Below are 19,334 nucleotides of genomic sequence, written 5' to 3'. Positions count from 1 at the left end.
TCATTTTGCGAAATGTTAGCGATTTAGCCCATTTTCAAGGTAGAAATATGAACAACACAGAACAAGGTACTGGACAAGGTACTGGACAAGGTACAGCGCAGGGTAACACTGTTAAGTCATCTACAAATTTTAAAATATGGCTCACTTTGGGGCTATTTATAGCCATTTTCTGGAGCGCGATGCAGCCAAGTTCCGCGTTAGCCAATACTGATAATGACGCGAGTGCTAATGCAATTACTAATGGTAGCGCTGATAGTCAGAGTCAGATAGCAAGCGAACTTGAAAATATTAAAAGCCAAGTCATTAAATTAAATCGTGATTTATTCATTCTTGAAGAAGACTTATTGTTCCCCGCAAGCACTCAAATAGCTGTATTTGTGTCAGTGGATATTGGACGTTTTTTTACCCTAGACAGTGTCGAGCTAAAAATTAATCAGCAGAATGTAGCCGGTTTTTTATATACCCAACGCCAACGTCGTGCACTGGAAAAAGGCGGCATTCAAAAAGTCTATATGGGCAATTTGAAAATGGGACAGCATCAGCTTACCGCTATTTTTACCGGTGTTGATGCAGAAGGTCGCACCGTACAAAGAGCAGTGACTCATCAATTTGAAAAGACAGATGAAACCGTGATGGTGGAATTGAAACTTGAAGATAATGAATCCAGTTATCGTGCAGATGTGAAAGTTGAAGAGTGGGTTTTATAACGGTTATGCCAGTTAATATGAACCAAGCTTTCCGTGACTTTAGCCGCTATGCAGTAGCAACGCCTCAGCTAAAAGCGATAATACTGCTTATCGTTAGCGGCTGTTTTTCAACTGCTGCTATCAGTGCAGATATGCCCACTGATGTCTCAACTGATGAGCTAAATAAGCAACCAACTGAAGTTGCTCATTCAACGGCTGCAACTAATTTAACCCTTGCTCAGCAAGCTAACCTGCGCAATAAACTTTATCGCCAAGCCTTATACTTTTATTTTGAAGGTGATTACAACGCCGCATTAAGCCAAGTTAGCCTAAACAGACAGCGCTTTGATGCTGATACCGCAAAAAGCCATTTGTTTGAAGCTGGCTTACAGGTATCCATCGGCTTACATCATCAAGCTACTGAGACGTTGGCCACGTTCGAGCAAGCATTAATTCAACAACAAGCAAACGATAAGTTGGCAGGTCTTGAGCCACCAACCGAAGATAAGCAAGGCAGTAAAACTGCCACCTCAGCTGATGAGCTAAAGCTTATCGCACTACTACAGTTGTCAGAACAACAAATAGAGCAAGGTAAACACAGTGCTGCCCAGCAAACCCTCGCTAATATCACTCAACTGCCTGCTTCATATGCTGAGCAATATCAGATCCTACACCAATTGGCATATTGGCCTGCATCTGTAACTCCTTCAGCGAAAATACTTGATGAGTCATACGCAGGATCAAACCAAGCAGATACTGAATTAACTGCAAAGTCATCATTATCTGCTTACGTCATGCTTAACCAAGCACTGCAATTGATGCAAGCAAAGGATTATCAACGCGCAGAAACACTGCTGGTACGCATTAAAAACATAAACTTAGCAGCAACTGAAACGAATTTTTGGCAAAGCTTATTTACTGAAAAGAGTCCACAACAACGAGCTCAAGTTTCTAGTAAAAATGTTAATAAAGAAATGACTGACATAAGCATAATGACAGCTGATGAATTGAAGGCAGATAAACAAATCCAGCAGCAAGCCATTAATGATTATGCTCAATTATTGTTAGCCCAAATGTATGTTAAACAAGGTCTATACCAAGCAGCATTCGATCAATTACAAGATTTTCCTGAGCACAGTCCTTACACTGAGTCTGCACTATTTCTATTTGCCTTTTCAGCTCAGCAGGTCAAGCAATATGACACTTCACTGGCATTGCTTGATTTATTAAAACGTGACTATCAATACTCCCAGCTCGGTTGGCAATCAGCATTACTCATCTCTGCTCAAATTAAACAGCAAAACACGCTTTCTGAGAGCCTGTATAGCTATCAACAAGCCGAGCAACTCTATGTTGAACAATTAGCTGACTTAGCACGCTTTCATACTGATATTAAGCAAACCGAATTAACGCCATTATTGTTCAACAGTAATGTAAACGCTCAAACGGGAGCTAATAGTCAATGGCTGCAAAAAGCCTTAGAAAATCCAGAGCTGAAACACGATATCGATACCTTATCTGAGTTATCACTGTTAACGAGCAATATTGACCGTCAGCAGCAAAAAAATGCCTGGATAAAAGAGAGCTTAACACTCAATAAACAGCGCCAAGCTCGCATCATCGAACAACAAAGCCAAACCCAGTATCCTGAATTGATTCAGCAGTTAACCAATCAAAAACAGCTGTTAGCACAAAAGATTACTGAGGCTGAGGCACAAGAAAACGCAGATGTTTTTGCCAATGACGCAGAGCAAGCATGGCTAAAACGCGTCAATGAAAGTGAAAATATTATCAAGGCTATTAGTGGTCAGCGGAGCACTGAAGAGTATCAACAAAGACTAAGCCGCGTTAAAGCTGTCCTTAACTGGGAGTTACAACAGCAATTTCCTCAAAGGTTATGGCAACATAAAAAATTACTTAAACAAGTCGACCAACAACTCGTACTGGTGAGTCAGCAGCAACAACGCTTTGCTCAGTTAGCCAATTCTCAGCAACAAACCACTGCGTTTGAGCAGCGCCAAGCTCAAGCAGAAACGAGACTGGTTACAACAACTCAAAATATCGCAGCACTTGAAGCCTCAATCAAAGCTCAAATTCAACAAAAAATCTCAGTCTTTGTTTCTGAGCAACAAATTCAACTTGAACAGTTATTACTGGCCTCTCGCCATGAAATGGCGGCTGTATTAGAGCAAATGTCCCAACCTGTTATAAATGGGGAGGAATTATAATGACCCCATCAAAACCAACGCTATCTCTACTCGTTAGCTGCATGATCATTGCTGGCGTCAGCGGTTGTAAAAGCACCCTAGATACTCAAGCTAATAACAATCCCAAAAGAGCGACATTAACTGATTTAGCCAAACAACAACCCCAAGTTTCATTGGACTCACTTACGCTGACAAAAGCGCAGCGAAGCCAAAAACTTGCGCAAATTTATCAGCAATTACTGACATTAGAACCCAACCCAGAAGTCAGAACACACGTTGAATATCGTCTGGTTCAAATTAAGACTGAAAATCTTGAAGAGCAAATGTTTGGTGAGCTTGAAACCACAGTTCTTGATGAAGATACAGGGGTTAACTCGTTAGCTGCAGAGCAAAAAGCTTTGCAACAGTTCAAGCAAAACGATCAACAGCTAGTAAAATTAATCGCTGAGTATCAAACACTATTACAGCGCTACCCTAATCGCGCTGATAACGAGCATCTGCAGTATCAACTGGCAAAAGCGCTAGATTTGCAAGGCCAGCTAGATGAAAGCTTAATCGAGATGGAATCGTTATTATCCCGCTACCCTAACACTCAATATTTGGCAGAGCTTAACTTTAGGCGCGGCGAAATCTATTACAACTTGCAAGATTACCCTGCTGCGATAAGCGCTTATAAACAGGTTCAATCAGCTGATAACAATGATAAATATTTACTCAACAGCATTTATATGTCTGGCTGGTCACTGTTTAAACTGAATCGCTTACCTGAGGCTGACAGTACCTTTTTATCCGTGTTCGATACGATTTTAGCTAACCATAAACCAAAGCAAAATGAGTTAACCGCAACTGATTTCAGCTTTGCCAGTTTGAGCAGCCGCGAGCAAAACCTAGCAATTGATGCGCAGCGAGTTCTAAGTATTTCACTCAGTCAGCAGCAACAATCCGTGTCCTTAGTTGCGCTGGTGACATCAAAACAAGACACGCGTTACTTACCTATTTATCAACATGTTCTATTTGATAACTTAGCAAAATTCTTACTGAAACAAGAGCTGCAACATGATGCAGAGCTGACCTATCAAGCCTATATCGATTTGGCACAAGATAACATTTGGTCTGCTCGTTACTCATTGGCTTTACTTGAGCTTTATCAGCGCCAAGGTAAGTTTGCTTCAATGCATAAACTCAAAAATGATTATATTAACCAATACGGGTTAAATAGCACTTTTTGGAGTCAAGCAAGTGCAAAGCATCAACAAGAGTTACTACCTCATTTACTGGCATTTAGTGATGAGCATAGCCGCAGAGTTTACGCCAACGCGCAAAATCAGCCTGCAGGCATTGGCCGAGTAAGCGCTTTTAAAGCGGCAGCAAATGCATTAAGTACCTACTTACAACTCGCAAAACTGCCACAAGCAAGCAGCTTACTCAGCAAAGATATTCACACTGATGAATACCTGTTTGCTGATGCTAATTTTGAAGCCAAGCAATTTAGACAAGCACTTAACAGTTATAAAACTATCGCTTATGGTGAAATCAGTTCTATTGATGAATCGGTTCAAGCAGACCAGCCAAACCAACAAGCTGATCACTTAAGCCAAGCAAATAAGCAGCTAAACCAAGAGCAGATAGCCCTCAAAAAGCAGGCGGCTTATGCAACCACAATCACAATTCGAGAAATCCTAACGCCGCTGCAAAATCAAGCTAATGCAAATTTGGATAGCACTCAGGTAGTTCTCCAAGAGAGGGTCGCCTTAGATAAACAGTTTATCGCCAACTACCCAGATGATAAACGCGCTCTAGAGCTTGCAACTCACGGCGCCCAATATTCATTTGCATCGAAAAACTACCTGGATTTAGCCCAGTTCAGCGAATTTGTATTGGTGACTCACGGTGTCATTAATCAACCCTCTGAGAAAAGTGCAGAACAAATAGCGGTAGTAGCGCGGCAAACACCTGATGAATTAGCCAGTGTACAAAAACCTCAGGCTTATATCGCCCTCGATAAATCAAGTGTTATCAACCCAGTACAGCACGGTAAACAGCTGCCTAAAACTCAATTAAAACAAGTACAACTTGTGACTCAGTTATATGCTCACGGGTTATATCAGCAAAGCCAATATGCCCTTGCTGAGCAATCTTATAATCTGGCGTTAAAATATTTAAGTGTCAGTCAAACACCGACAGCGCAGCAAGCGACATCACGAGTTGAAATGCGCGATTTATTAGCATCAAGCATTTACTTCCAAGCACAGGCTAACAAGAACGACAATCCGCAACTTGCTGTTGTCGATTTATTACGGATTAGCAAAGCAGTGCCTGAATCAAAATATGCAGTCAGTGGCGAGTTTGAAGCGGCGAATATCTTGCTTTCGCAACAGCAATGGCAACAAGCCATTACGGTATTGGTGCCATTTCAAAAACGTTACCCTAAACATCAATTCAGTGCATCAATCCCAGCAAAACTTGCTCAGTCATATGAAGCATTAGAACAATGGGAATTGGCTGCTGAGCAACTGTTGATTATTGTTGCCAATGAACCCAAAGGAGCGCTAAAGCGTGAGGCGCAATATACTGCTGCGGAGTACTACCTCAAAGCAGGCGAAACCGAAAAAGCCCGCTTAACCTATCGAACATACGCTAAAGATTACCCTGAGCCTTTTGATGTAGCACAAGAAGTACGCCTTAAAATGAGCGAGTTTTATCAAGTTTCTAACGAGCCCAATAAGGAATATTACTGGTATCGCCAGATATTAACCTTCCACGCCAAGCAGCAAGCTAAAGCGAATACCTTTGCTGGGCGAGAAATTGAAATTGCCTCAATTGCAGCTTCTGAATTAGCCCAAGCACACCAGCAAACATTTATCGCGATTAAGTTAACCGCGCCATTAAATAAAACCTTGAAGCGTAAACAAGACGCGATGAAACAAGCTATTGGTTATTACCAGCAAGTGTTGGACTTTCAACGAGCACAATATGTGCCACAAGCGACATTTAACTTAGCTGAAATGTATCGCCAGTTAGCGGCTGATGTTATGGATTCTGAGCGCCCTAGTGACCTAGATGAATTAGCGCTGGAAGAGTACGAAATATTGCTTGAAGAGCTCGCCTATCCATTTGAGGAAAAGGCTATTGAAATTCATATCAGTAACACTGAGCGGGCTTGGCAAAATATCTATGACCAATGGATTGGCAAAAGCTTCGCAACCTTAACTGAGCTGTCACCTGCGTTATATAACAAACAGGAGGTGACACATGATGTCGTTGAATCAATTCACTAAACCTTTAAGTAAGAGAGTAAACAGGCGAGTGAATAATAAAGTGAATAATAAAGTGAATAACACACTTTTTTCAGCTCATGTCACCATCAAGTTATTACTGGGTTTCAGCCTAATGATCTTGTCTGCATGCTCAACGATGACTAATGATCAAGCGAGTGAAAACGCCGAAGCTAACGGTATTGATGCCCTAGATAGCAGTATGGTGGATATGGTCAACACAGATGATGGCATTGCTAGCTCTGTGGCAAATGGCTCTGTAGGGAACAGCTCGAACAAGCAAACGGCAAATAATGGCGCTTTAAATGACATAACAGCCAACAATTACAACTTATATGCAGAGCAAGCACAGCAACGTTTAGCCAATGTACCCAGTACGGTGTTAACTCAGTATCAAGATGCACTTGCTCTGATGAAACAACAGCAATTTGATCAAGCTGATGCATTATTTGATCAGGTACTCTTGGCGCAGCCAACCCTATCAGGAGCATTAGTAAACAAAGCCTTAATCGCCATTAATAAAAGTGACTTTAGTCAGGCTGAATCTTTGTTAAATCAAGCCATTGCTGTTAACGATAAAAACCCTTACGCCTTTCAGTTGAAGGCCTTTGTAGCAAGAAAGCAAGGTCAATTTGAACAGGCAGAAAAAGATTATTTAACCGCATTATCTATTTGGCCTAATTATCCAGAAGCACAAGTTAACCTCGCTATTTTGCTCGAGCTATACCGAGGAAAACTATTGGATTCGAGACGTTATTATCAATCTTATTTATTGCTAAAACCTGATGATGTTCAAGCCCAGCGATGGTTGGCTGGCGTTGAAATAAAAATTCAGCGCGCTGGGCTCAATTTGCAACAAGGAGAAGGATAAGATGGTTAGTTCATTAACCCCGATGACAACATACCGTGTTAACGCAGCTGTTATTGCTGTTATGACACTCTTGCTGCTATCAGTCATTAGCATTGGCCAGCTTAATGCCGCTGAAACCGTCAGCACAGCAAACAAACCCGTATTAATTGAAAGTAAAGTGACCGGCACGCAAGAGCAACCCAAAGTGCTTTACATCATGCCTTGGCAAGGAATTACCAACCCTGTAGCAATACAAGATAACAATATGCAAATCATCTTGCCGCAATTCAAACCGATTAACCCTAAAAAGTTCCAACAAGAGGTACGTGATTTCAGTGTGAATACTTCATCAAAACAATAAAGGGTGTATTCACCAAGATAAAAGTTTAACCCGAAGCAGTAACAAAAAAGCAGTAACAAAAAATAACTACATTTAGGACGAGTCAAAAACAACTTCGTTCGACTCTATAAAAAGGAAAATATCATGAGTTTTACCGACCATATCATTGCATTTTTACAAAATGGTGGCCCGTTCATATACCCTATCGCCCTAGTATTAGTTGTCGGTTTGGCCATCACTATCGAACGTTGGTTATATCTCAGTTCAGCTCATCGTACTAACCAAAAAGCATTCTCGTTAATCAAAGAAGCACTTAAAAGCGGTGATGTCGCGACAATCAGTCAACATGCGCAAAATAATAAAGCCCCTGTCTTTGATGTATTGCAATCTGGTATCGTCAGAATTTCACAAGCTAATCGTCGTGAAGATGTGGAATACGCCATGGAAGAAACCATCATGGAGTACATGTTGAGACTTGAAAAGCGCACGCCATTTATTGCTACCTTAGCCAATATTGCTACGCTACTTGGTCTACTGGGTACCATTATGGGGCTGATTGCCGCGTTCTCTGCGGTAGCCAGTGCAGATCCAGCTGAAAAAGCTAACCTGCTGTCTTCCAGTATTTCTGTTGCAATGAACACCACTGCATTTGGTCTTATTACCGCTATTCCGCTAATTCTATTTCACTCAACACTGCAAACTAAAACTGCAACTATTGTTGATTCAATTGAAATGGCTGGCATTAAATTACTTAATTCACTGTCTTTTTCTAAGCAAGCGGATTCGGACCGAGGCTAATAATTATGAGACGCCGTCGTCGCCCTAATACCGAAGATGCAGAACTCGATATCACTTCATTTATGAATTTGATGATCGTGCTCGTACCTGTGTTATTACTGAGTTTGGTATTTTCACAAGTACGGATACTAAATCTGCAATTGCCTGTTATGTCAGAGTCTCAACAAGCTGAAGATGATCAAGAACCCAAAGTATTGGAACTGGTCATTACCCAGCAAAGTCTTGAGCTCAACTACCCTGCAGGCATATTACTTAAACGTTTTGAAACAACAGAACAAGGTTATGATTTCAAGGCTTTGTCTGTGTACTTACAAGACCTTAAACTGACTTTTCAACAACAAGAAATCGATAAAAATGACATAGTGCTTTTGCTTGAATCTGATATCGATTATCAGACCATTGTGACTGCAATGGATACCGTGCGCTCATACAAAGCAGTGGTTGCGGCTAACCTAGTCGATGCTGAACTGTTTCCGCTTATCTCATTAGGCGATGCACCTGAAGAATCACTTGCTGAAACACAAGTAAGTGAAACCACAGGAGGCAAATCATGAAGCAATCACCCAGAGCTAAACGACTTGCTAAGCACCATAAGCGCTTTAAATCAGGTGGCAAACTTAACTTAGTTGCCTTGATGGATATCTTTACGATTTTGGTATTCTTCTTGATTGTGAATCAATCTGAAGTACGCGTTCTACAAAATATCGAAAAGATAAAGTTACCTGTCTCTATTGCTGAAGAACTGCCAGTTGAAAACCTGGTTATCACAGTACTTGAAGATACAGTGCTTATCCAAGAGCGAGCTGTTTGGCAAAATAGTGCTGATAAGCCTAACTTCAGTGAACAAGAAAACCTTGAGTTTATCGAAGCGATGACTACAGAGCTTACATACCAAGCGAGTAAACGTACTGAGTTAACAGAGTCAGAACAGGAAAAAGGCCGTGCCGTCACCATTATTGGCGATAGCAGCACACCTTATATGGCGTTAAAGCAAATTATGGCTGCTTGTGCTGAAACGGGATATAGAAATATGTCATTAGCCGTTGAGCGCCAAGCCAGTAAAACGGCTGAGGAGGGTTAGCATGACAGCAGCAAGCTTATCCCATTCGTTTAATGGCAGTAGCCCAAATGGTAATAGCTTTAACGACATAGGTGATTTATTTAAGCCCAGTAAACAAGATAGGTTATTTAAACAGATCTTAGTGTTACTACTGGTGATTTACGCTGTGTTCGGCATCGGTGTGCCTTTACTTGAGCAAGTTGAAGTGCCAAGAGAAGTTAAAGAGCAATTACCACCGCAGTTAGCGAAAATAATGCTTAAAGAAAAACAACTTCCAGTGCCTGAAAAGCCAGAGGTTATTCCTGAACCTGAGCCAGAACTTGAAAAAGAGCCGGAAAAGGTTGAAGAAAAGCCTGTCGATAAACCTGTTGAAAAACCAATAGTACAGCCGACAATGACCCGTGAGGCCGCAAAAGAAAAAGCACAAACTTCAGGGCTAGCAGCCATGAAAGATGAGCTTTTTTCAATGCGTGAAGCGTTTGATATCAAGCCGGCATCTCAAAGTGCCCTTGAACAAACGCAGGCGCAAGAAGTGAAAGTCAAACGTAAGATGTTAGCAGCTTCGGCCAATACCCAAAGTGAGAGTTTAACCACCTCTACCGTCAATCAAACCGTTGCGTCAGATGCTTTAAGCACTAAAAACACCCAACAAATTAGGTTGGCAGAAGAGGAAGTGTTAGCTACTCAAGGGGCAATTGCCGAGGAAGAGCAACTGGCTTCTGCGGGAATCCAACGTTCAGAGGCTGCATTACGCCGCACACTTGAGGCGAACAAAGCACGTTTATATGCCTTGTATAATCGAGCTCTGCGTAAAGACCCTTTCCTCAAAGGTAAAGTCATGTTTGAGATTGAGATCCTGCCTAATGGCAGCATTAGTCGGGTTGATATTCAATCAAGCCAGCTTAACAATGCCAAATTAGAGCGCCAACTAAAGGTTGTGTTACGTTCAATCACCTTCCCTGCAGAAGATGTTGCAACAATGACAACCATTTGGGCGATCGACTTCTTACCCAGCTAGACAGAAGTAAGCGATAAATGATTAATTAATTTTTATCAGTTAACAATACGGCCAATTGGCCGTATTTTTTTATTTGCTTAAGCCATAAAAAGTAAAACTGATTAAAGCACTTGCTTCATGATCTTAGCATCAGGGCCATAACTTGCGTTAGCCGCCTGCTCATGATCAATCTCAAAGCCCATTTTTTGCCAAAAAGGGACTGAGCCTTGTATTGCCACAAGTTGTATTTGTGAGTAATTGTATTGCTTAGCAATTAATTTTAACTGCTCAACCATTTGCTTACCGACTCCAGAGCCTTTTAATAGAGCAGATACCGCTAAATCATGTAGAAACAACTTACTACCCTCCTTTTTATCAGAAAGTGTCTGATAGAGCTTAGGAGGCGTTTTATTAGCCCAAACATGAGCCAATAGATAAGCCATTACCTTTTGCTCTTCATTTTGATAGACAAAACAGCAGTGAGCAGAATGCTGCCATTTATCCCGAAGGACTTCGAGCGGCTCTGGTTCAATATCCACATACACTTGCGATTGGAGTTTATAGATTTCAGGCCACATTGACTCTGTAATTGGATTGATTGGCATTTCGGGCAGACTCTGAATGTAATAATTTAGAAAGTAATAATTTGGAACGTATGACTTATCCATCATACAAAAATAATCATAAGGCTCAATCGATAAGTGATAATGGATAAATATAAGAAGATAAATCATAAATTTTAGGCAACAAAAAGCCCGTCATAAGACGGGCTCTTGCTTTAACCGTGAGGCTAAATTTGGCTGGGATACCAGGATTCGAACCTGGGGATGCCGAGATCAAAACCCGGTGCCTTACCACTTGGCGATATCCCAAAATTTGGATATGTATAACTTAATCTAGGAAGATGTACATATTGAAGAAAAATTTGATGGTACGGGAAGAGAGACTTGAACTCTCACACCTTACGGCACCAGAACCTAAATCTGGCGTGTCTACCAATTCCACCACTCCCGCATCAAATTTTTACCAGAATAAACTCATTTACATCATGAGTAAACACTGTTTCTTGCTCTTTCCAACTCAGTAGTAAAAGGGTAACCCTCTATTCTACCTTTTAAATATGGTAGCAATGGCGGGACTTGAACCTGCGACCCCAGCATTATGAGTGCTGTGCTCTAACCAGCTGAGCTACATTGCCGAAGATGGCTGGGATACCAGGATTCGAACCTGGGGATGCCGAGATCAAAACCCGGTGCCTTACCACTTGGCGATATCCCAATAATCTTTTACTACTTACTTTAAAATGGCTGGGATACCAGGATTCGAACCTGGGGATGCCGAGATCAAAACCCGGTGCCTTACCACTTGGCGATATCCCAATCTAAAGCTTTTTAAAAAACCCGCTATTTACATAGCCAATTTTTTTAATAATGGTACGGGAAGAGAGACTTGAACTCTCACACCTTACGGCACCAGAACCTAAATCTGGCGTGTCTACCAATTCCACCACTCCCGCACTGACTCTGTTTTTCATCCAGAACACGATGCTCATTTAACCTTGAGAAGGTTGCCGGTCATATTTCTAAAGTTATCACTTTAACTAACCAGCAATCTCTTATTTTACATCTAGAGAAGATGGTAGCAATGGCGGGACTTGAACCTGCGACCCCAGCATTATGAGTGCTGTGCTCTAACCAGCTGAGCTACATTGCCACTTTATTCTTACTTGCCCTCGTCGTGAGGACGGGGCGTATTATGCTTATTCAGGGTATCGAGGTCAACTGCTTTTTTTAGCTATTTTCATCAATTGTTGTTGTTCGGCTATAAGTTCACCAAACTGAGCACCAAATCGACAAAATATCCTAATAAAGTTAACCTCAATACTCTTTAACGGTGATCTTCAGACTATTATAGTTTGAAAATACCGATTACACGTTAAATAGGAAATGCATAACATCGCCATCTTTAACGATATAACCTTTACCTTCGACACGTAATTTACCCGCATCTTTAGCGCCAGCTTCACCTTTATGTTCGATAAAGTCATCATAGCTCATTACTTGAGCACGAATGAAACCACGTTCGAAGTCAGTATGGATCACGCCCGCTGCTTGTGGCGCACTCGCACCGACTGGTACTGTCCATGCTCTTACTTCTTTTACACCTGCAGTAAAGTAAGTTTGTAAGTCTAATAATTGGTAACCCGCACGGATCACGCGATCAAGACCTGACTCTTCAAGGCCAAGATCAGCCATAAACTCAACGCGATCTTCAGCATCCATTTCTGCAAGCTCTGATTCAATTGCAGCACAAACTGCAACAACTACTGCATTTTCAGTCTCAGCAATCGCTTTAACAGCATCTAAATGTGGATTATCTTCAAAACCATCTTCAGCTACGTTAGCAATGTACATCGTAGGCTTTAATGTAAGGAAGTTAAGGTAAGCAACAGCGGCAATCTCTTCTTTGCTTAACTCTAGTGAACGCAACATTTGGCCTTCATCTAATGTTGGGCGCATTTTTTCAAGCACTTCAACTTCAAACTTAGCTTCTTGATCGCCACCTTTAGCACGCTTCTGTTGACGGAAAATAGCACGCTCTAAGCTATCTAAGTCAGCAAGTGCAAGTTCAGTGTTAATCACTTCGATGTCACCAGCTGGATCAACTTTATTAGCAACGTGAACGATGTTTGGATCTTCAAAACAACGAACAACATGACCAATTGCATCAGTTTCACGGATGTTAGCAAGGAACTTATTTCCTAAACCTTCACCTTTTGATGCGCCTGCTACCAAACCAGCAATATCAACAAATTCCATTGTGGTTGGTAAAATACGCTCAGGGCTAACAATCGCTGCTAACTTATCTAGACGTGAATCCGGTACAGGTACAACACCTGTGTTAGGCTCAATGGTACAAAACGGGAAGTTAGCTGCTTCAATTCCTGCTTCTGTTAATGCATTAAATAGTGTCGACTTACCTACGTTTGGCAAACCCACAATGCCGCATTTAAAACCCATATTTGTTACCTTTATATATGTTGAACTGCATCGAAACTGAGGCAGTGAATATCAATAGTTGCTTTGAAACAGAAAAACCTTACTACCTTTATATAGGCTATAAAATTTAAACTGCTTTAAAAGTATGTAATCTGTTCATGGCTTTCGCCATATCTTGCTTAAATAAAATCTCAGTTGAACGCACTGCTTCATCAATCACTGCATCCATCTTTTCTTGTTCGCTTGCTGGCGCTTTACCCAGTACATAACCGCTAACACGATTTTTGTCTCCAGGATGACCTATACCTATCCGTAGGCGGTGAAACCCTTTGTCATTGGCCATTTTAGCAATAATGTCTTTTAAACCATTATGGCCACCATGACCGCCACCTAATTTAAACTTTGCAACGCCCGGTTCCATATCAAGCTCATCATGAGCGACTAATATTTCTTCTGGAGTAATTCGGAAAAAATTGGCTAATGCACCTACTGATTTTCCGCTAAGGTTCATAAAAGTGGTCGGGATCAATAATCGTACGTCTTTACCATCAATCGTCACTCTGGCAGTTAAACCAAAGTATTTACTGTCAGGTACAAGCGTTGCGCCGCATAGGCGCGCTAGCTCTTGCACATACCATGCACCGGCATTATGACGAGTTTGTGCGTATTCAGCACCAGGATTGGCAAGACCAACAATTAGTTTTATTTGACTCATTAGCACTCATTTTTAGCGAATAATATGACCGCGCTGACTTCAAATCATCCTAATAAAATTGCCGAAATGTGATTTGAAGGCGCTAAAGCGCGGCATTTTAACACTCAAAACTGAACTCAACAATTACCGCGTGTTATTTAACCTAGATTTAGGCTAAACCTAATGCATATTTGAGGACTTTCTTTTTGATAGGGTTATCATGGTTTGCGAGCTTTAGCATACCATTACGTAGTAGCTTAAGCGGCATTAAGTCATTACTGAAACCGGCATAAAATGCATCCATTGCCGACATCATTAATAAGTTGTCGCTATAACGCTTACATTGATATTGCTTTAAAGTGGTTTCAGTCCACCATGGACGGTTATTACCAACCGCATCGGCGATAGTCGCAATCAATACGTCGACATCTTTAAAACCAATATTTACCCCTTGACCTGCAAGTGGGTTAATCGTGTGAGCTGCATCGCCTAAAATCACCACATTATCTTGGCAATATGATTGCGCATGACGACGTGTTAACGGAAAGCTACCACGGTCGATAACAGTAAAATTACTGTCTAATCGCTGCGGGAAGTGTTGTCTAATTTGCTCAGCAAGTTGCAGATGATTAAGCTGCATTAACTGTTTAATACGGCTACGACTGTCATACCAAACTAATGAAGCATTGTTGCCAGGAAGCGGTAATAACGAACGCGGCCCTGCTGGAGTAAATTGCTGCCAGGTGACATCTTGCTGCTCAGTGGATGTGGCGACATTAATAAGCATCGCTGATTGGGCATAATCCCAACCAGTAATACCAATACCAGCCCATTGACGCACTTGCGAGTTCGCACCATCAGCGCCAACTAATAATGCAGCACGGATTTCTGTCCCAGAATCTAAAGTGACTTTTATCTGTTGTTGATCATCAAGGGTTACACGCTCAAAACGACTGACACTTTCAGGGCAATAGAGTGTGATATTGTCCATAGCCTCAATTTTTTGCCATAAACAAAGTTGAATTAATCGATTTTCAAAGAAGTAGCCTAAATGTGGCTCATCAATTTGATCTGCATGAAATTGAGTGATGCAATCTTCCACCTCCCAAGTTTCTAGGCCTTTATAAGCCACATGACGCAAAGATAACAATTCATCCAATACCCCAAGTCGCTCAAGCAATTGCTCTGAAGCAACACTAATAGCAGACACTCGAAGATCTAGGGGCTGTTCAGGCTCATAGGCCTTTGGTTGATAGGCTTCTATCATTGCGACATTCAGGCCAAGCTGCCCTAACCCTACCGCGACAGCTGCGCCAACCATGCCGCCGCCCACAATCACCACATCATGTTGAACTTGTAGATCTTGTTTTGCCTTATCTTGAACTGCATCTTGCATTGCTAAACCCTTCTCATCGCACTTTCGTACTTATTAGCATTAACCGTAACGATTAAAATATGTACAAACGTGTCTAAAATCGCTTAATCGTGTCGATATGTTGCTATCTAATCTTAGAGCAACACCTGCTTACAATGGTGACACATTAACCAGTAAACCTCTTCATATACTGAAACTGTCTAATGGATACACCTTGCACCACATCCGTCATGCCAAGGTAAGAGAGGATACTATGTCTAGTCAAAGCACGTACGTACATTCTAACAATATTAGCAGCAACCATTCGGGCCTACTTTCTATTCCTAAGGCTATATCAAAGCGTATGCCAAAGCGCAGAAAATCAGCAAGCATCACTCGAATGTTTACCCATAGTTTACTGGCTATCACAGCATTATTTTCTGTTGCTTCCCAAGCGCAAATGCAGCCAATGGAAACCGTCACCGTGATTTACCGTTCTTCGTTTGATTATGCCTTATATCAACAAACCACGGAAATACTCACACGCTTTAATCGGGAGCTACCACAACAAATTATTGCCAGAGCTCGTCAAGATAACGTGGCAATGGCAAAAGAATTCGGTTTTTCAGTCCAAGAAGCCAATGAATTAGTCTCGTTTGACTATCATGCAGATCAACTACAGCAAAACTTAATCGCTCAAGCGCGCCTTGATAATCAGCGCATAGCCAAGCAATTAGGCTTTTTTACCAATCAATCAAACGAGTTAGCCGACCAAGATAAATACTCGCAAAAAATAGGGGTATTAAGCTTTTCAGAATAATGCTCACTAGATGTGCACAAAGGCTAGCCAGCGAGCCTTTGTGCAGTTAAAATACTCGGCTATTTTTCTGTGGTATATAGAACGGCGTATCTGATGAGTAAAAAACTACACATAAAAACCTGGGGCTGTCAGATGAATGAATACGATTCATCTAAAATGGCTGACTTGCTGGACGATTATCAAGGTTACACCTTGACTGAGAATGCTGAAGAAGCAGACGTACTCCTGCTTAACACATGCTCAATTCGTGAAAAAGCACAGGAAAAAGTGTTTCATCAGCTTGGTCGCTGGAAAACCTTAAAAGATAAAAATCCTAATTTAGTTATCGGTGTCGGTGGTTGTGTTGCTTCACAAGAAGGTAAAGCAATTAAAGAACGTGCTCAATGCGTTGATATCATTTTCGGCCCACAAACCTTGCATCGTTTACCTGAAATGATCACCCAAATTAATAATGGCGACAAAGCCGTTATTGATGTGAGCTTCCCAGAAATCGAAAAGTTTGACCGTTTACCAGAGCCAAAAGCTGATGGTCCATCGGCATTCGTTTCAATTATGGAAGGCTGTAGCAAATACTGTTCATTCTGTGTTGTACCTTATACACGCGGCGAAGAAGTTAGTCGCCCAGTCGATGACGTGATTCTAGAAGTCGCTCAGCTAGCTGAACAAGGTGTACGTGAAGTTAACCTGTTAGGCCAAAACGTGAATGCCTTCCGTGGTCCGACTCACGACGATGAAATTTGTACCTTTGCAGAGTTATTGCGCTTAGTGGCATCAATAGATGGCATTGACCGTATCCGCTTTACAACTAGTCATCCGATTGAGTTCTCTCAAGACATCATTGATGTATATGAAGACACTCCTGAACTTGTTAGCTTCTTACACCTTCCTGTTCAATCAGGATCAGATCGTATTTTGACTAACATGAAACGTGGCCACATGGCGATTGAATACAAATCAATTATTCGTCGTTTACGTAAAGCCCGTCCTGATATTCATATCAGTTCTGACTTTATTATTGGCTTCCCTGGTGAAAGCCAAGCTGACTTTGAAGACACAATGAAGTTAATTGAAGATGTAAGCTTCGATCACAGCTTCAGCTTTATTTACAGTGCTCGTCCAGGTACCCCAGCTGCAGACTTACCAGATGATGTCACTATGACTGAAAAGAAACAGCGTCTGGCTATTTTACAAGACCGAATCACCCAGCAAGCGATGCGTTACAGCCGTCAAATGTTAGGTACTGTGCAACGTATTTTAGTTGAAGGTCCTTCAGTAAAGAATCCAATGGAGCTTCGCGGTCGTACTGAAAATAACCGCGTAGTGAATTTCGAAGGTAACCCTAAGAGCATTGGCGGGTTTGTTGACGTAGAAATCGTTGACGTATACACCAACTCTTTACGTGGCGTATTTGTTCGCGCAGAAGATGAAATGGATTTACGTCGTAGTTTGCGTCCGTCTGACATTTTAGCTAAACACAAAACTGATGATGATTTAGGCGTAACCCAATTTACCCCTAATTAAGTCATAATCTAGTGATGATATTTAGTTAATAAAGGCGGCTATAAGCCGCCTTTATTGTGCTTTTACCTAAATACCGTGGTATTTTAAATACAACACTCGTAGACTCTTTGTTAATAAACATATCGTTTTTGGAGCATTATTTTTGTCCACTAAAGTTACAACCATGAATTTGTATCTCGAGCCTGCTGAGACTCGAAGAATTGCCTCATTATGTGGTCCTTATGATGACAACATTAAGCAACTTGAGCGCCGTCTAGGTGTTGAGATTGTCCATAAAAACAACCATTTCACAATTGTTGGTCTGCCTCGTAATGCCTTTAATGCCAATAATTTATTGAAACAGCTTTATATTGAAACCCAAACGGTTAAAGGCAGCACGCCTGATCTTGAACCTGAACGAGTTCATCTCGCCATTCAAGAAGTGATTAATCTTGAGGCAGAATCTTCTGCTGAAGACGATACCCTACACATCAAAACTAAGCGCGGCATCATCAAGCCACGCAACCCAAACCAAGCTAATTATGTGGCAAACATTGCTAAACATGACATCACCTTTGGTATTGGGCCTGCTGGCACAGGTAAAACCTTTTTAGCTGTTGCAGCCGCAGTCGATGCATTAGAACGTCAAGAAGTTCGTCGTATTCTATTAACGCGTCCAGCGGTTGAAGCCGGTGAAAAACTCGGATTCTTGCCGGGTGATTTAAGCCAGAAAGTCGACCCGTATTTACGCCCACTTTATGATGCTTTGTTTGAAATGTTAGGTTTTGAAAAAGTTGAAAAACTGCTTGAACGCAACATCATTGAAATCGCCCCGCTGGCTTACATGCGTGGTCGTACTTTAAATGATGCCTTTGTGATTTTAGATGAAAGCCAGAACACCACTGTTGAACAAATGAAAATGTTCTTAACTCGTATCGGCTTTAATTCACGCGCGGTCATCACTGGTGATATTACTCAAATCGATTTACCGCGCAGTCAAAAGTCAGGACTACGCCAGGCAATTGAAGTGCTCAGCGAAGTCAATGACATTAGCTTTAACTTCTTTATGTCTCAAGATGTGGTTCGTCACCCGATTGTTGCCCGCATAGTCGAAGCTTATGAAGCATTTGATTCAAAAGAACTGGCACTAAAAGCTGAAAAAGAGCGCCAATATAAACAACGTCAGAATGCATTTAATGAACAAATGAGCAATGAAGATGCTAATACTGTTGGAGTGGTAAAAAATGACGCTTAACTCTGACGTAGCTTCAAAGCTTGATTTAGAGCTAGATTTACAAATTGCCGTTGATGACCCGCAACAATTACCAACTCAAGATGAGTTTGAGTTATGGGTTAAAACAGCACTCGGTAATACCATGGAAACGGCTGAATTAACGATTCGCATTGTCGAAAACAGTGAAAGTCAGCAGCTTAACCATACTTACCGCGGGAAAGATAAACCTACCAATGTTTTATCTTTTCCTTTCGAGGCGCCTCCAGGGATTGAATTACCACTTTTAGGTGATTTAATCATTGCCGCTGAAGTCGTAGAACTCGAAGCAAAACAACAGAATAAGCCCCTTATAGCACATTGGGCCCACATGGTTATTCACGGCTGCTTGCATTTGCTAGGTTATGACCATATTATCGACAACGAAGCTGAAGAAATGGAGTCATTAGAGACTCAACTCATTGAAGGCTTAGGTTTTTCAAATCCGTATAAGGAAGCATAAATAAGTCAAAGGATTGCATGT

General features: G+C 41.5%; 17 protein-coding genes and 7 tRNA genes. 13 read left to right on the top strand and 11 right to left on the bottom strand.

Features of this window, described 5'->3' with window-relative positions; all coding sequences use genetic code 11:
- Positions 1–47: 47 nt before the first annotated feature.
- The 9 genes from L2737_RS00470 to L2737_RS00430 all read left to right on the top strand — a co-directional run bounded on the left by L2737_RS00470 (position 48) and on the right by L2737_RS00430 (position 10,234).
- Complete coding sequence (locus tag L2737_RS00470) at positions 48–707, top strand: AraC family transcriptional regulator (RefSeq protein ID WP_248954408.1); 660 nt, start codon at positions 48–50, stop codon at positions 705–707.
- A gap of 5 nt (positions 708–712) precedes the next feature.
- Entirely contained in the window at positions 713–2,914 is a 2,202-nt protein-coding gene (locus L2737_RS00465; protein WP_248954407.1) for a CDC27 family protein, read from the top strand.
- Positions 2,914–6,171 (top strand): tetratricopeptide repeat protein, encoded by a 3,258-nt coding sequence (locus tag L2737_RS00460; RefSeq protein WP_248954406.1) that lies wholly within the window; start codon positions 2,914–2,916, stop codon positions 6,169–6,171. The genes L2737_RS00465 and L2737_RS00460 overlap by 1 nt, the downstream gene beginning before the upstream one ends.
- Positions 6,146–7,039, top strand: coding sequence for a tetratricopeptide repeat protein (locus L2737_RS00455; RefSeq protein ID WP_248954405.1), 894 nt, complete (start codon positions 6,146–6,148; stop codon positions 7,037–7,039). Before L2737_RS00460 ends, L2737_RS00455 begins: the two co-directional genes overlap by 26 nt.
- Position 7,040: 1 nt before the next feature.
- Positions 7,041–7,379 carry a hypothetical protein gene (locus L2737_RS00450; RefSeq protein ID WP_102477096.1) on the top strand — a complete coding sequence of 113 codons (339 nt, stop codon included), beginning with the start codon at positions 7,041–7,043 and terminating at the stop codon, positions 7,377–7,379.
- Between the two features lie 123 nt (positions 7,380–7,502).
- Positions 7,503–8,156, top strand: a complete 654-nt coding sequence (locus L2737_RS00445) for a MotA/TolQ/ExbB proton channel family protein (RefSeq protein WP_102438963.1) — start codon at positions 7,503–7,505, stop codon at positions 8,154–8,156.
- A gap of 5 nt (positions 8,157–8,161) precedes the next feature.
- Complete coding sequence (locus L2737_RS00440) at positions 8,162–8,710, top strand: biopolymer transporter ExbD (protein ID WP_102438965.1); 549 nt, start codon at positions 8,162–8,164, stop codon at positions 8,708–8,710.
- Positions 8,707–9,237, top strand: a complete 531-nt coding sequence (locus L2737_RS00435) for an ExbD/TolR family protein (RefSeq protein WP_229370627.1) — start codon at positions 8,707–8,709, stop codon at positions 9,235–9,237. The genes L2737_RS00440 and L2737_RS00435 overlap by 4 nt, the downstream gene beginning before the upstream one ends.
- 1 nt (position 9,238) lies before the next feature.
- Positions 9,239–10,234, top strand: a complete 996-nt coding sequence (locus tag L2737_RS00430; protein WP_248954404.1) for an AgmX/PglI C-terminal domain-containing protein — start codon at positions 9,239–9,241, stop codon at positions 10,232–10,234.
- Positions 10,235–10,335: 101 nt separating this feature from the next.
- On the opposite strand, the gene L2737_RS00425 is transcribed toward L2737_RS00430, so the two are convergent.
- The 11 genes from L2737_RS00425 to L2737_RS00375 form a co-directional block, all read right to left on the bottom strand.
- Positions 10,336–10,818 (bottom strand): GNAT family N-acetyltransferase, encoded by a 483-nt coding sequence (locus L2737_RS00425; RefSeq protein WP_248954403.1) that lies wholly within the window; start codon positions 10,816–10,818, stop codon positions 10,336–10,338.
- Between the two features lie 192 nt (positions 10,819–11,010).
- Positions 11,011–11,085: transfer RNA gene (locus L2737_RS00420), tRNA-Gln, on the bottom strand.
- Between the two features lie 57 nt (positions 11,086–11,142).
- Positions 11,143–11,227: transfer RNA gene (locus tag L2737_RS00415), tRNA-Leu, on the bottom strand.
- A gap of 107 nt (positions 11,228–11,334) precedes the next feature.
- Positions 11,335–11,411: transfer RNA gene (locus L2737_RS00410), tRNA-Met, on the bottom strand.
- A 5-nt stretch (positions 11,412–11,416) separates the two neighbouring features.
- A tRNA-Gln gene (locus tag L2737_RS00405) sits at positions 11,417–11,491 on the bottom strand.
- A 26-nt stretch (positions 11,492–11,517) separates the two neighbouring features.
- Positions 11,518–11,592 (bottom strand) — tRNA-Gln (locus L2737_RS00400).
- Between the two features lie 52 nt (positions 11,593–11,644).
- Positions 11,645–11,729: transfer RNA gene (locus L2737_RS00395), tRNA-Leu, on the bottom strand.
- Between the two features lie 120 nt (positions 11,730–11,849).
- Positions 11,850–11,926: transfer RNA gene (locus tag L2737_RS00390), tRNA-Met, on the bottom strand.
- Positions 11,927–12,141: 215 nt separating this feature from the next.
- The gene (gene ychF, locus L2737_RS00385) at positions 12,142–13,233 is read right to left on the bottom strand and encodes a redox-regulated ATPase YchF (RefSeq protein ID WP_102528075.1); all 1,092 of its coding nucleotides are present in this window, start codon (positions 13,231–13,233) and stop codon (positions 12,142–12,144) included.
- A 106-nt stretch (positions 13,234–13,339) separates the two neighbouring features.
- Positions 13,340–13,927, bottom strand: coding sequence for an aminoacyl-tRNA hydrolase (gene pth, locus L2737_RS00380; protein WP_102528076.1), 588 nt, complete (start codon positions 13,925–13,927; stop codon positions 13,340–13,342).
- A gap of 148 nt (positions 13,928–14,075) precedes the next feature.
- Entirely contained in the window at positions 14,076–15,302 is a 1,227-nt protein-coding gene (locus tag L2737_RS00375; protein WP_248954402.1) for an FAD-dependent monooxygenase, read from the bottom strand.
- 232 nt (positions 15,303–15,534) lie between these two features.
- Between L2737_RS00375 and L2737_RS00370 the strand changes: the two genes are divergently transcribed.
- The 4 genes from L2737_RS00370 (at position 15,535) to ybeY (ending at position 19,313) form a co-directional block, all read left to right on the top strand.
- Positions 15,535–16,080, top strand: a complete 546-nt coding sequence (locus L2737_RS00370) for a hypothetical protein (RefSeq protein ID WP_248954401.1) — start codon at positions 15,535–15,537, stop codon at positions 16,078–16,080.
- Between the two features lie 93 nt (positions 16,081–16,173).
- Complete coding sequence (miaB, locus tag L2737_RS00365; protein ID WP_102528079.1) at positions 16,174–17,601, top strand: tRNA (N6-isopentenyl adenosine(37)-C2)-methylthiotransferase MiaB; 1,428 nt, start codon at positions 16,174–16,176, stop codon at positions 17,599–17,601.
- A 142-nt stretch (positions 17,602–17,743) separates the two neighbouring features.
- Complete coding sequence (locus L2737_RS00360; protein ID WP_248954400.1) at positions 17,744–18,835, top strand: PhoH family protein; 1,092 nt, start codon at positions 17,744–17,746, stop codon at positions 18,833–18,835.
- Positions 18,825–19,313, top strand: a complete 489-nt coding sequence (ybeY, locus tag L2737_RS00355) for an rRNA maturation RNase YbeY (RefSeq protein WP_102528081.1) — start codon at positions 18,825–18,827, stop codon at positions 19,311–19,313. The genes L2737_RS00360 and ybeY overlap by 11 nt, the downstream gene beginning before the upstream one ends.
- The last annotated feature ends 21 nt before the right edge of the window (positions 19,314–19,334 follow it).

It is taken from the genome of Shewanella electrodiphila (assembly GCF_023283985.1).
Classification (GTDB): domain Bacteria; phylum Pseudomonadota; class Gammaproteobacteria; order Enterobacterales; family Shewanellaceae; genus Shewanella; species Shewanella electrodiphila.
The sequence above is the reverse complement of the archived record's forward strand: the minus strand, read 5'-3'. Positions and strand labels throughout refer to the sequence as shown.